The organism is Allomuricauda sp. NFXS6 (assembly GCF_040148835.1).
Classification (GTDB): domain Bacteria; phylum Bacteroidota; class Bacteroidia; order Flavobacteriales; family Flavobacteriaceae; genus Flagellimonas.
Genome location: NZ_JAGEMG010000001.1, coordinates 252194 through 264737 on the forward strand (window position 1 = coordinate 252194; position 12544 = coordinate 264737).

Sequence of the window (12544 nt, forward strand, 5' to 3'; positions counted from 1 at the left end):
TTTTTCAAGAAACAAAAAACGCCGACCTGACACGGATTCCACCAATTTTCACCAATGTATAGGAAGCCATAGACACAATATGTGATTGATGATAAACCCAACCATCTTCTTTTGTCTTTGCTCTTGTCTCTTTTCTCCTATATCCACATTGCTCTGTCATGCGCTATTATTTGGATTTTGGTGCTTGGATTTTGGAATTTTCGCTCAAATGTATGAGCGCAAAAACCGCATAATTAACCATATCCTGATAGTTGGCGTCCACACCTTCGCTCACCAAGGTAGCGCCTTGATTGTCCTCAATCTGTTTTACACGCAACAACTTTTGTAAAATTAAGTCCGTAAGTGAACTTACCCGCATATCGCGCCAAGCTTCACCATAGTCGTGATTTTTGTCCTCCATCAATTTTTTGGTGATAGCGACTTCCTCATCATAAAGGACAATGGCTTCGTCGGCATTAAGGTCTGGCTGCTCCACTACCCCTTTTTTGATTTGGATAAGTGCCATTATGGAATAGTTGATAATTCCGATAAACTCGGAACGCTCATCCTCATCCACTTTCCTCACCTCGTTCTGCTGAAGACTTCGAATGCGCTGTGCCTTTATAAAAATTTGGTCTGTTAAGGATGGTAACCGTAAGATTCGCCAAGCGGTGCCATAATCCTTTGCTTTTTTTAAAAACAATTCCCGGCAAGTCTGTATCACCGCATCGTATTGTTGGGAAGTATGGTGCATGTATTGTTGCTAATTTGCGTAAATTTCGTCCAACTTGTTTGTGCCCGAAAGCACTTTGCCAAAGATAATGAAACCCAACAAAGCAGATATTTTTTATGACCATAAACTGCAAAGGTGAACTCGTAGACCTAACATCGCCCAAAGTAATGGGCATTCTCAACCTTACTCCCGACTCTTTTTTTGATGGTGGAAAGTATAAGGATGAAAGCTCCATACTCACGCAAGTGGAATATATGCTCGACCAGGGCGCCGCTTTTATTGACATGGGTGCTTATAGTTCAAGGCCCGATGCAGACCATGTTCCAGAGGATGAAGAATTACAAAGAATGATTCCTGTAATCGACTTGATCTTGAAAAACTTTCCGGACACCTTGATTTCGGTGGACACCTTCCGAAGTAAAGTTGCCGCTGAAAGTATTGAGCATGGCGCAGCAATCATCAATGACATTGCCGCGGGGAATTTGGATAAAAATATGTTTGCCACCATTGCAAAACATCAAGTGCCTTACATTATGATGCATATGAAAGGTACACCACAATCCATGCAGAAAGAAGCTACCTATGATAACTTGATCAATGACCTGAGATTCTATTTTTCAGAAAAAATACAAGAGGCCACTTCCAAAAAAATAAACGACGTCATCATAGATCCTGGGTTTGGTTTTGCCAAAACCACGGCTCAGAATTACACCCTTTTACACCATTTGGATATGTTCCAAACCCTTGGTTTGCCCATTTTGATTGGTTTAAGCAGAAAGTCAATGGTGTATAAAATCTTGGAGTCTTCACCACAAGAAGCATTGAACGGAACAACAGCACTCCATACAGTCGCCCTTTTAAAAGGCGCCAACATTATTCGGGCCCACGATGTAAAAGAAGCGTCAGAATGTGTTAAACTTGTGGAAGCCTTAAAAGCGAACGCACTCTAATTTGAGGTTCTTCTATTTTTGCTAATTTTACAAAAACGCTGCGGTTGGATTTTTTAAACTTTCTCGAATTTAAGATTACCGATGTCATCGACATAGTCCTCGTGGCCGCATTGCTCTATTATATCTACAAACTGGTCAAGGGTACAGTGGCCATCAACATTTTTATTGGCATCGTGATTGTTTGGGCCTTATGGAAACTTACCGAATTGCTTCAAATGAAAATGATCAGTAGTATGGTGGGCGGTTTCATGAACATTGGTTTGATAGCCTTGATCATCGTTTTTCAGCAAGAGATTCGAAAGTTTTTGCTGATGGTCGGCTCCACCAACTTTGCATCCAAGCGTAATATTTTCAAGCATTTTAAATTTCTGAGGCAAGAAGCCATTTCCACTAGCACGGATGTGGAAGCCATTATCGGGGCCTGCGAACGTATGGGCACTTCTAAAACGGGAGCACTGATTGTAATAGAACGAAACAACTCCATGGATTTTGTGAAATCAACAGGGGACTCCATGAACATAAAGGTTACCCAACCCATATTGGAAAGCATCTTCTTTAAAAATAGTCCCTTGCACGATGGTGCCATTGTGATTCAGGATAATTTTATTACCGCAACACGAGTCATTCTTCCTGTCTCCAACGATCGTAACATTCCCCTACGTTTTGGGTTACGCCATAGAGCCGCCGTAGGCATTACCGAAAAAACCGATGCACTTTGCTTGGTAGTGAGTGAAGAGACGGGATCCATCTCTTACATTAAAAATGGTGAGTTTATTCCTTTCAAAGGAAGGGACGAGTTGGTAAAACGTATTAAAAAGGATTTGGAGCAATGACCTGCAAAAATTGTGACGCAAGACTTCGAACAGATTTTCTTTATTGTCCAGCTTGTGGCGCAAAAGTGATTCGCAACAGAATTACCGTTAAAAATCTGTGGGTCGATTTCTTGGAAAGATATTTCAACCTCGACAATACTTTTATAAGAACCTTTGTCCATTTGTTCACCAAACCCGAAGTGGTCATCGAGGGCTATCTGCAAGGGATTCGCAGAAAATACCTGAACCCCATTAGCTATATTGGAATTGCATTGACCCTTTCAGGAATTATCGTGTTTCTGATGGCCAAATCCATTGATTTTATGCAATTCGATGTTTTCGACACAGGTGCCCAAACCGTTTATCAAGAAAAGCTTATGGGCTTTATCCTGGATTATCAGGCTTTAATTTTCTTGGTTTACATCCCTTTAATGGCCATATCCGGCTGGTTATGTTTTGATGAAAAGAAATACAATTTTGCAGAGCGAATGATCATATTTATGTATGCTCTTGCCCATTTTAGCCTTTTTATCTTTATTCCGTCGGTATTATTACTTCTCATCATTCCAGAGCACTATATTACATTTTCTTTGATTGCTTCTTTGAGCATGATAGTGTATTCTACCTATGTAATAATTAGAATCTCCGGCTCAAAAGGTAAAGCCCTTATAGGTCGGTTATTTGTGTTCTATGTGATTTTGTTTATTCTTTATTTGTTCACTTCAGTACTGATACCTGTGATTATGCTATTGACAGGAGAAATCACCCTACAAGACTTGGTACCTCCTCAAAACTAAAATTTAAAGTCATCAAGCAACCTCCTCGGCCAAGAACTGGGCGTTGTAGAGATCGTTGTAGTAACCGCCTTTTTCGAGTAGTTCCTTGTGAGTTCCGGTTTCAATGATTTTACCCGCATCCATCACAATGATTTTATCTGCTTTTTTGATAGTGGCCAAACGGTGTGCGATTATGATCGAGGTCCTGCCTTCGGTAATCTTGTCCGTAGCCTGTTGAATCAACATCTCGGAATAGGTGTCCACGGAAGAGGTGGCCTCGTCCAAAATCAAAATACTTGGATTGCTTACATAGGCCCGCAAAAAGGCAATCAATTGGCGCTGACCGCTGGAGAGCATGGCTCCGCGCTCTTTCACATTGTATTGGTAACCCCCAGGCAAAGTTGAAATAAATTCGTGCACCCCGATTTGCTTGGCCGCGGCTTCGATTTCTTCAGTAGTAATAGACTCATCACGAAGTGAAATATTATTTGCAATAGTATCGGCAAACAAGAAGACATCTTGCAATACAATGGCGATATGGGAACGGAGTGATCTTAAAGTATAGTCGTCCAAACAAACACCATCCACCAAAATTTCTCCTGAATTGATTTCGTAGAATCGGTTGAGCAAGTTGATTATGGTTGACTTCCCGGCCCCAGTAGCACCCACAATGGCAACAGTTTCGCCTGCATTTACATTAAATGAGATTCCGTGTAGCACTTCTTCATCGGGTACGTAGCCAAAACGGACGTCCTTAAATTCAATATCTCCTTTCACGTCTTTTTTCTCGACCGTTCCGTTATCATCAATATGGCTATCGGTATCCAAAATTTTGAAGACACGGTTAGCCGCCACCATGCCCATTTGCAAGGTGTTGAACTTATCGGCAATCTGACGCAGTGGTCGGAAAAGCAAGTCCATCAAGAAAAAGAAGGCCACAATGGCCCCTTTGTTGTCCATCCCTACATTCTGAATGTTCTGAATCACGCCAAAATATACCACCAACCCAATACCAATGGAGTTGGATATTTCAGCAATGGGGAAAAATATAGAGTTGTACCAAACGGTCTTTAACCAGGCATTTTGATGTTTTTCGTTGATGACCCGGAACTTTTCCTTTTCAATTTCCTCACGGTTGAAGAGTTGCACAATCTTCATTCCCGCAATACGCTCCTGCACAAAGGAATTTAGGTTGGATACTTGGGCCCTCACCTCCACAAAAGCTACTTTCATAGCTTGCTGAAAGAGACGCGTAGCAATCAAAATAACGGGTAGAATAGCAAATACGATCAATGCCAATTTCCAATTAATGACCACCATAATGATGGCTGCTGACAGCATTTTAAGGGCATCGGCAACGATCATAAAAAATCCTTGGCTAAAAATTTCCCCGATTCGTTGCATATCAGCAACCGCTCTAGTGACCAAAACTCCTATGGAAGAATTGTCGAAATAGGTCATTTTAAAGCTGGTCATCTTTTCAAAAAGATTGATTCGAATATCCCGAATCACCGATTCTCCCAATAGGTTCGCATAATAGTTGAACAACAATTGCGTAGTAACCTGACCAAGTAGAAAGGCCAACATCAACAACACATTATTGAGCAATTGTCCTGAATCCTTACTCTCTAAAGATTCATTGATAATGGTTTTTACCAATAACGGAATCCCAATGGCAAATGCTGCGGACAAGACAGCCACAATGGCTACCAACCAAAAAATGCCCCTATAGGGTCTGGTTCGTGAAAAAACCCGTTTGAACAATCGAAAATCAAACGCTTTTCCTACATCATCCTTTTTGTTCATCAAAAATTTCTTTTGGATATAAAACCTTGGTCAAATATAATCCTTTTGCGGGGACGGAGGCGCCTGCCTCTCCCCTATCTTTACTTGCAATGACTTGATGGATGTCCTCGGGAGGCATTTTCCCTATCCCCACATCCAACAATGTGCCTACTACGGCGCGAACCATATTTCGCAAAAATCGGTCTGCGGTGATGGTGAACATCCACTTGTTATGATCAATTTCCCAGCGAGCTTCGCGAACATCACAATTGTATGTCTTTACATCGGTGTTGGATTTGGAAAAACATTCAAAGTCAATGTATTCCAATAAAATTTTGGACGCTTTGTTCATAGCATCCACATCCAAAGGATGTTTTACAAAATGGGCATGATCAAAAAGAAATGGGTCCTTTTCCTTAACCAACCAATACTCGTAGGTACGTTCCAAGGCATCAAACCGCGCGTGCGCACAAGCAGCAACTGGATGGATTCCTTGTATCGCAATATCATCGGGCAAAAAGGCATTCAATCGGTACACCAAATCGGCAATATCGGTGATGGGATCAACATCAAAATGACCGAACATTTGCCTTGCATGCACACCGGCATCTGTTCTTCCCGCCCCTACCACTTCCACTTTTTCACGCAGCAATGTGGACAGGGCCCTTTCCAAAAACTCTTGCACGGTTATGGCATTGGGTTGGTTCTGCCATCCGTGGTATGCTTTTCCGAAATAAGAAAATTGGATAAAATATCTCAATGGGATCACTTACTTTTAGGTCGATAAAGATAATTCAATACTTTCCAACACAAATTCAACCTTTGGTTTTTAGCATATTTTTAGCGAAATGACAAAAATTTTATTGCTTTCCGACACGCACGGACACATGGACAAAACCATTTTAAAATATGCCGCACAGGCTGATGAAATTTGGCACGCAGGCGATATTGGAAGCTTATCCGTCACAGACCAATTGGAAGCTCTAAAGCCTGTTCGGGGGGTCCACGGCAATATTGATGACCATGTGGTTCAAAAGGAGTTTCCAGAAAACAACCGATTTATGTGCGAAGGGGTCGATGTTTGGATCACGCACATTGGCGGTTACCCCAACCGATACGATGTTCGTGTGCGGGAAGAAATCCGAAACAACCCACCCAAACTTTTTATTTGTGGCCATTCCCATATTTTAAAAGTGATGAACGACAAAAAGCTCAAGCTTTTGCACATGAACCCAGGTGCCTGCGGCAAACACGGCTTCCATCAAGTGCGCACTATGCTACGTTTTGTTATTGATGGCGACAAGATTTCCGACTTGGAAGTAGTGGAACTTGGAAAACGATAAAAAATGAAAAACTATTTGCTTATACTGGCAATCATATTTGGAGCTTGTAACGGTACAACTTCTAAAAAAGATGCTGTTCCATTCCAACCCGAACAAGATTCAGTTTCACTTTATATTTTAGGTACCGTTCAAGATGGGGGCAGTCCACATATAGGATGCCAAAAATCGTGTTGCTCCGAACTGTTCAAAAACCCTGACAACACTCGAAAGGTTGTTTCCTTAGGTGTTGTGGACCATAAAAATGATAAAAGCTTTCTTTTTGAGGCTACTCCGGATATGCCATCACAGTTGAAACTTTTAAAGGAACATGCACAGGGCAGCAAAGAAACTCCCGATGGTATTTTTATGACCCATGCGCACATTGGCCACTATGCCGGTTTAATGTATTTGGGCCGAGAATCTCTGGGTGGCAAAAACATACCTGTTTACGCCATGCCACGAATGAAGATGTTCTTGGAAACTAATGGGCCGTGGGAGCAACTGGTAGAATTAAACAATATTGATATTCTCCCAATTCAGCATGAAACCAAGGTCGAACTTACCCCAAACCTTACAGTAATCCCCTTTACGGTACCGCACCGGGATGAATATTCGGAAACTGTCGGCTATAAAATTATCGGACCCAATAAATCGGCTTTGTTTATTCCTGATATTGATAAATGGTCCAAATGGGAGAAGGATATTGTAACGGAAATACAAAATGTGGATTTTGCATTTTTGGATGCCACATTTTTTGATGGTCCGGAAATCAACACAAGAAATATTGCTGAAATTCCCCATCCGTTTGTGTCCGAAAGCATGGATTTGTTTCAAAACCTCCCTCAAACTGAAAAATCCAAAGTGCATTTTATCCACTTTAACCACACGAACGCACTTTTAAATCAAACTAGTGATTCCTACCAAAAAGTTCTGGACGCCGGTTTCAATGTATCGGCTTTCAACCAACAATTCAATTTGTAGGCCAGTAAACATAAAAACCCCGGCCGAAGCCAGGGTTTTTTCGCACTAATACTACTAAGATGTTAGGTTCAACGTAAGCGATCAACAGATTTTACAAGATCTTCATCCTTTTTGATAGCCCTGTTGGCCAGGACCAGAAAAACGATAGAAAATACAGGAATCAGCATCCCAATACCCTTCTCAGAAACTATAGTTTCTCCGGATAAGCTTAGCGATCGATAAACGAAAAATCCTAGTAAAAAAAGGTTCAATATCATATTCAATCTGTTTACCACAAATTGATTTTGTCTTTTCTTGTACAATACAATCGACACCACGGCCAATACCGTTACCACATAAAAAACGAGGCTTACGAGTACTTCATCTTGGGCAAATACTTCTTTTCCGCCTACTTCCACCCATAGATTCAGAAAAAACGGAAGTATGCCAGAAACTAGGCCCACTATCAGCAAATAAAACGTTTGTATCCGTTGAATCATTGTGCAAATTGATTTGGAATCGCAAAAATAGGCGTCTTTTTGATAAATTAAGGCTTATTCTTAAAAAATAATTTGTAATATTGTCTTGTTATTATCAAGCACCTACCTCGGAATTCTTTTCTCCAGTAGTATCCAAAGATAACTTTACTTCATATTTAGAATCACAAGTTTAACTTATTTCATTACTTAATGTTCGAGATTTCAGATCTAAAAGCTAAAAAGCTTCCTGAGTTGCAAGAAATTGCTAAGGGTCTTAATGTTCCCAAATTCAAATCATTAAAAAAGCTGGACCTGGTATATCAAATACTGGATCTTCAAGCATCCAACCCTAAGGCTGTCGCAGAAACTGTTACATCAACCGCGGACGAAAAACCAGCTCCAAAGCCCAGAAAACCCAGAGCTCCGCGCCCTAAGGCCACAGAGTCAAAAAGCACAGATGGCGACGCTCCTAAAAAAGCGCCTCAAAAAAGGGAGCCCAGAAGCAAAAAAGACGACTCCAAACCACAAGGAAGACCTCAAAAAAAGGACAACAAGCCACAGGACAACAAGTCGCAAGACAATAAGTCCCATAGCAACAACAGTCCTCAAAAGAGCCAAAACAACAACAGGAGAAACAATCAACACAACAAGCCCCAGCACGACAAAAAGAACAGCAATTATGACAAGGACTTGAGAAATAGGTACAAAGAGCCTGAATTTGAGTTCGACAGCATTATTGAGAGTGAAGGTGTACTGGACATTATGCAGGATGGTTATGGGTTTCTAAGATCTTCCGATTACAACTACCTGTCTTCTCCCGATGATATTTATGTATCCCAATCACAAATTCGATTGTTCGGACTTAAGTCCGGGGATACGATTTTAGGAAATATTAGACCTCCAAAAGAGGGTGAAAAATATTTCCCACTGATCAAAGTGAACAAAATCAATGGACTGGACCCGCAAGTGGTTCGGGACAGGGTAGCTTTTGAGCACCTTACCCCATTGTTTCCAAAGGAAAAGTTCAAATTGGCGGAAAAACAAAGCACAATTTCCACAAGAATCATGGACTTGTTCTCCCCTATCGGGAAAGGACAAAGGGGAATGATCGTTTCCCAACCCAAAACAGGTAAGACCATGTTGTTGAAGGATATTGCCAATGCCATCGCTGCCAACCACCCGGAGGTTTACCAAATCATTCTTTTGATCGATGAACGTCCAGAGGAGGTTACCGATATGCAACGTAATGTACGTGGTGAAGTAGTCGCTTCCACTTTTGATAAAGAAGCCACTGAGCACGTGAGGGTTGCAAATATTGTTCTTGACAAGGCAAAACGATTGGTGGAATGTGGTCATGATGTAGTGATTCTGTTGGATTCCATTACCCGTTTGGCCCGTGCCTACAACACTGTACAGCCAGCTTCTGGTAAGGTATTGAGTGGTGGTGTGGATGCCAATGCGCTACACAAGCCAAAACGTTTCTTTGGTGCGGCACGTAACATTGAAAATGGGGGGTCACTTTCCATCATTGCTACGGCATTGACCGAGACTGGATCTAAAATGGACGAAGTTATCTTTGAGGAATTCAAGGGTACTGGTAACATGGAACTTCAGTTGGACAGAAGGATTTCCAACAGAAGAATTTTCCCTGCCATCGACCTTATTTCTTCCTCAACACGAAGAGACGATTTGTTATTGGATGAAAATACCATTCAACGTATGTGGATCATGCGCAAATATCTTGCGGATATGAACCCGATTGAAGCAATGGAGTTTATGGAGCAACGTATAAAGCAGACCAAAAACAACGAGGAATTTTTGCTCACAATGAACGAGTAAAAACCCACAACCCTCTACACAATAAGATTACAGGCCCTTCAAATTTTTTGAAGGGCTTTTTGTTGAGTCATTTTACAGAAAAGGCATATCTTTATTTCGGTTTCCCCAAAACTGAACTTTAAATACCTTAACTATGAAAAACTACCGAAAGACTGCAATTGCCTTTATTGGAGTCTCTTTTTTGCTTATTGGAGCTTGCCAACAAGGACCAAAAAAAGAAGAACCGACCAAACCCGAGCAGGAAGAAGTATTGCCGCCTGAAGGCATTATTTCTTTGGAAGAGTCCAAATCCCTGTATGACAATTATACCAAAAACCGTGTTGGTATGATAGAGGAATATGAAGCGGAACGCAGTCCTGACAAAAAACACATACCCGCCCGTTTTACATCTTTTACCTATGGACAAATGAAGGACTATATGGCCTACGTTGAACAAGAAGCTGAAGAAGCAGGGGTCAAAGTAGCCTCTCTCCGTTTATATTTTGCCAACTATCCGGACAAACCCGATTTTCCTGATGGCAAAAAAGTAGTGCACCCCAGACAGAATTCCATTTTTATTGTACCCACTACCATAATGGATGGCGAAGAACGTGGTTTCTATATAGATGCAGATGGAAATGCAAAACCTATTAAAGGGGTTGTTGGCAGCTCAGAAACGGGAGAGAACGGCGAACCCAACACCTCACAAGCTAGTTTTGCTCCAAGTTTTTTTCAAAGCGGCAGCAAAAGCTTGAATCTTAACCATGGTACTTCCGGACCTCCACCGTACACAGATTTCTAATATTAGGGCTCTATGCCAGAAGATCTTATCAGAATTTTAAAGGATCATTTTTATATACCAATTTATTTTTTGACTTGGTTAATATCGGTTATTAGATATAAAAGGTTTTATGACACGCCTTTAAAATATCTACCGATGCTAATAATCTATACCTTTTTTACCGAGGTATTGGGTTATTTTATTAAGTATAGCAATGAATTCCTATTCTTCTCTGACTCAAGATATGCATGGCATAATGTAATTATTTTTAATATTTATCAAATAGTTTTCTTTCTCTTCTTTTTTGAGGTATATCGAAAAGTTTCGCTAAAAGAGCTAAACAAAAAACTGATTCGTTATTTGAGTATAATTTGTTTGGCATCATATATTGTAAATGCCATAGTTTACAATCCGTTACACAATCAAATGACCTATGCCCACATTATAGGTTCATTAATGATGTTATTTATATTGGGATCGTATTTCAGGGAAAAATACTTAGAGAAAATACCGCATTCTCTAAAATACAACCTGATGTTTTGGGTCAGTGCTGGTTTAACGATTTTTTACTCATTCTTTCCAATAATATTGATTATTTATCTACTTGATCTTAACATTGGAATTCAAATTTATTTTAGGCCATTGTTGCTTACTGCTATTGTTTTAATGTACATTCTGATAATTATTGGTTTAATTGTTGGAAAGCGAAAGGCTTTTCGATAGCCAACATCCTCCTAAAAAGTAAGCCTCCCTTTTGGGGAGGTTTTTTTTGCTATTTTTATCAACCCAATAAAAGTTGGGACCATACTGCTAGTGTGAGCGGTTACCACGCAACAATGGAGGAGTTTTATAATTTTATTTCCAGTCACTACATTTTGCCATTCTACTTCCTTGTTTGGATTGCAGCTATGGCACGCTATCGCACTTATTTCGATACTCCCTTAAAATTTTTCCCCATTTATTTAATGTATACCTTTTTAACGGAGTTGTTAGGGTATTTTATAAAATTCTATGATGAGTTTCAGGTGGTCAGTGATAACCAATATGATTGGTACAATGTGATTGTTTATAACATCTATTCCGTAATCACTTTTTCCTTCTTCTACTATATCTATTGGCAAGTGGTAAAACAAAAAAAACATAAAGATTGGATTAAAATCGGGGCCGTGGTAAGTTTATCCAGTTATATCATTAGCCTATTTTTTCAAGACCCGTTTTATTCCAACCTTTACTATGCGGACCTTGTTGCATCCATGATACTATTGTGGAACATATACCTTTATTTTAAAGAAATAAAAACAGAATCTTCTCCTTACCCCTTAAAACATAACCTGATGTTCTGGACGAGCTTGGGATTGGTCATTTTCCATTTGATTTTTCCATTTCTCCATATCATCGGCTACGAAGCCCCGGAAATTTGGATAGAGTACCGTTTAAGACGCGTATTGAAGATATTGATCCTTCTTATGTACGGTGGCTTTTTAATTGGTGTACTGGCCCACAGAAGGAAAGCTTTCCGGTGAAAAACCAAAACCTCTCAAAAATAAAAACGCCTCCAAATTGGAGGCGTTTTTAATATTGTAAAGTAATAAAAATTACTTTGCTGCAACTTGAGTCATCAACTTGCTCTTAAGGTTTGCCGCCTTATTGTTATGAATGATGTTTTTCTTGGCCAATTTATCAATCATACCAACTACAGTGGGCAACAAAGCTTCGGCAGCTTTTTTGTCTTCCTCGCTACGTAACTTTTTAATGGCATTACGCACAGTTTTATGCTGATACCTGTTACGCAAACGTACTGATTCGTTTCTTCTGATTCTCTTTAATGCTGACTTATGGTTTGCCATTGCTTAAATTTAATTCTTTCTAAATATTTTCTTTGTAGCCCGTAGGGGAATCGAACCCCTGTTACCAGGATGAAAACCTGGCGTCCTAACCCCTAGACGAACGGGCCATTATTTCAATTTCAAAATTTTAAGCTACAAAGTTAGCTTTTTTAGCTTAAAACTCTTCTTCGTAGCCCGTAGGGGAATCGAACCCCTGTTACCAGGATGAAAACCTGGCGTCCTAACCCCTAGACGAACGGGCCGTATGGTTGCATAATTGCGGATGCAAAAATACAACTATTTTTAAGTCTTGCAACAGTAAT

The 12544-nt window shown here is 40.3% G+C and carries 13 protein-coding genes and 2 tRNA genes; 8 read left to right on the top strand and 7 right to left on the bottom strand.

The window, feature by feature from the left end:
- Window positions 1-166: 166 nt before the first annotated feature.
- Window positions 167-733 (bottom strand): DUF1599 domain-containing protein, encoded by a 567-nt coding sequence (locus J4E06_RS01190; RefSeq protein WP_349522219.1) that lies wholly within the window; start codon window positions 731-733, stop codon window positions 167-169.
- A 95-nt stretch (window positions 734-828) separates the two neighbouring features.
- Between J4E06_RS01190 and folP the strand changes: the two genes are divergently transcribed.
- The 3 genes from folP to J4E06_RS01205 all read left to right on the top strand — a co-directional run bounded on the left by folP (window position 829) and on the right by J4E06_RS01205 (window position 3271).
- Window positions 829-1662, top strand: a complete 834-nt coding sequence (gene folP / locus J4E06_RS01195; protein WP_349522220.1) for a dihydropteroate synthase — start codon at window positions 829-831, stop codon at window positions 1660-1662.
- Between the two features lie 44 nt (window positions 1663-1706).
- Entirely contained in the window at window positions 1707-2495 is a 789-nt protein-coding gene (cdaA, locus tag J4E06_RS01200) for a diadenylate cyclase CdaA (protein ID WP_349522221.1), read from the top strand.
- Between the two features lie 65 nt (window positions 2496-2560).
- A complete protein-coding gene (locus tag J4E06_RS01205) occupies window positions 2561-3271 on the top strand; it encodes a DUF3667 domain-containing protein (protein ID WP_349522222.1) in 711 nt (236 codons plus the stop codon).
- A gap of 12 nt (window positions 3272-3283) precedes the next feature.
- Here the strand turns inward: J4E06_RS01205 and J4E06_RS01210 are convergent, their stop codons facing one another.
- Both J4E06_RS01210 and truA read right to left on the bottom strand, forming a co-directional pair.
- Window positions 3284-5056 (bottom strand): ABC transporter ATP-binding protein, encoded by a 1773-nt coding sequence (locus J4E06_RS01210; protein ID WP_349522223.1) that lies wholly within the window; start codon window positions 5054-5056, stop codon window positions 3284-3286.
- A complete protein-coding gene (gene truA / locus J4E06_RS01215) occupies window positions 5040-5795 on the bottom strand; it encodes a tRNA pseudouridine(38-40) synthase TruA (RefSeq protein ID WP_349522224.1) in 756 nt (251 codons plus the stop codon). Before truA ends, J4E06_RS01210 begins: the two co-directional genes overlap by 17 nt.
- Before the next feature lie 88 nt (window positions 5796-5883).
- Between truA and J4E06_RS01220 the strand changes: the two genes are divergently transcribed.
- Together J4E06_RS01220 and J4E06_RS01225 are read left to right on the top strand one after the other, a co-directional pair.
- The gene (locus J4E06_RS01220; protein ID WP_349522225.1) at window positions 5884-6378 is read left to right on the top strand and encodes a metallophosphoesterase family protein; all 495 of its coding nucleotides are present in this window, start codon (window positions 5884-5886) and stop codon (window positions 6376-6378) included.
- A 3-nt stretch (window positions 6379-6381) separates the two neighbouring features.
- Entirely contained in the window at window positions 6382-7338 is a 957-nt protein-coding gene (locus tag J4E06_RS01225) for an MBL fold metallo-hydrolase (RefSeq protein WP_349522226.1), read from the top strand.
- 68 nt (window positions 7339-7406) lie between these two features.
- Here J4E06_RS01225 and J4E06_RS01230 read toward each other — a convergent pair whose 3' ends face one another.
- Window positions 7407-7817, bottom strand: coding sequence for a DUF4293 domain-containing protein (locus J4E06_RS01230; protein WP_349522227.1), 411 nt, complete (start codon window positions 7815-7817; stop codon window positions 7407-7409).
- Window positions 7818-8006: 189 nt separating this feature from the next.
- On the opposite strand from J4E06_RS01230, the gene rho reads away from it, so the two are divergent.
- The 3 genes from rho (at window position 8007) to J4E06_RS01245 (ending at window position 11918) form a co-directional block, all read left to right on the top strand.
- Window positions 8007-9635 (top strand): transcription termination factor Rho, encoded by a 1629-nt coding sequence (gene rho / locus J4E06_RS01235; RefSeq protein WP_349522228.1) that lies wholly within the window; start codon window positions 8007-8009, stop codon window positions 9633-9635.
- Between the two features lie 133 nt (window positions 9636-9768).
- On the top strand, window positions 9769-10416 hold the full coding sequence (locus J4E06_RS01240; RefSeq protein ID WP_349522229.1) for a TolB-like 6-bladed beta-propeller domain-containing protein: 648 nt from the start codon (window positions 9769-9771) through the stop codon (window positions 10414-10416).
- A gap of 794 nt (window positions 10417-11210) precedes the next feature.
- A complete protein-coding gene (locus tag J4E06_RS01245) occupies window positions 11211-11918 on the top strand; it encodes a hypothetical protein (protein WP_349522230.1) in 708 nt (235 codons plus the stop codon).
- A 72-nt stretch (window positions 11919-11990) separates the two neighbouring features.
- Here the strand turns inward: J4E06_RS01245 and rpsT are convergent, their stop codons facing one another.
- The 3 genes from rpsT to J4E06_RS01260 form a co-directional block, all read right to left on the bottom strand.
- Window positions 11991-12242, bottom strand: coding sequence for a 30S ribosomal protein S20 (gene rpsT / locus J4E06_RS01250; RefSeq protein WP_349522231.1), 252 nt, complete (start codon window positions 12240-12242; stop codon window positions 11991-11993).
- Window positions 12243-12277: 35 nt separating this feature from the next.
- A tRNA-Glu gene (locus J4E06_RS01255) sits at window positions 12278-12349 on the bottom strand.
- Window positions 12350-12412: 63 nt separating this feature from the next.
- Window positions 12413-12484, bottom strand: a tRNA-Glu gene (locus J4E06_RS01260).
- Window positions 12485-12544 lie beyond the last annotated feature (60 nt).

Excerpts from the sequence above, each read along its gene's own strand:
- J4E06_RS01190 (WP_349522219.1), bottom strand. The coding sequence starts at position 733 with ATGCACCATACTTCCCAACAATACGATGCGGTGATACAGACTTGCCGG.
- folP (WP_349522220.1), top strand. The coding sequence starts at position 829 with ATGACCATAAACTGCAAAGGTGAACTCGTAGACCTAACATCGCCCAAA.
- J4E06_RS01210 (WP_349522223.1), bottom strand. The coding sequence starts at position 5,056 with ATGAACAAAAAGGATGATGTAGGAAAAGCGTTTGATTTTCGATTGTTC.
- J4E06_RS01220 (WP_349522225.1), top strand. The coding sequence starts at position 5,884 with ATGACAAAAATTTTATTGCTTTCCGACACGCACGGACACATGGACAAA.
- J4E06_RS01225 (WP_349522226.1), top strand. The coding sequence starts at position 6,382 with ATGAAAAACTATTTGCTTATACTGGCAATCATATTTGGAGCTTGTAAC.
- J4E06_RS01230 (WP_349522227.1), bottom strand. The coding sequence starts at position 7,817 with ATGATTCAACGGATACAAACGTTTTATTTGCTGATAGTGGGCCTAGTT.
- rho (WP_349522228.1), top strand. The coding sequence starts at position 8,007 with ATGTTCGAGATTTCAGATCTAAAAGCTAAAAAGCTTCCTGAGTTGCAA.
- J4E06_RS01240 (WP_349522229.1), top strand. The coding sequence starts at position 9,769 with ATGAAAAACTACCGAAAGACTGCAATTGCCTTTATTGGAGTCTCTTTT.
- rpsT (WP_349522231.1), bottom strand. The coding sequence starts at position 12,242 with ATGGCAAACCATAAGTCAGCATTAAAGAGAATCAGAAGAAACGAATCA.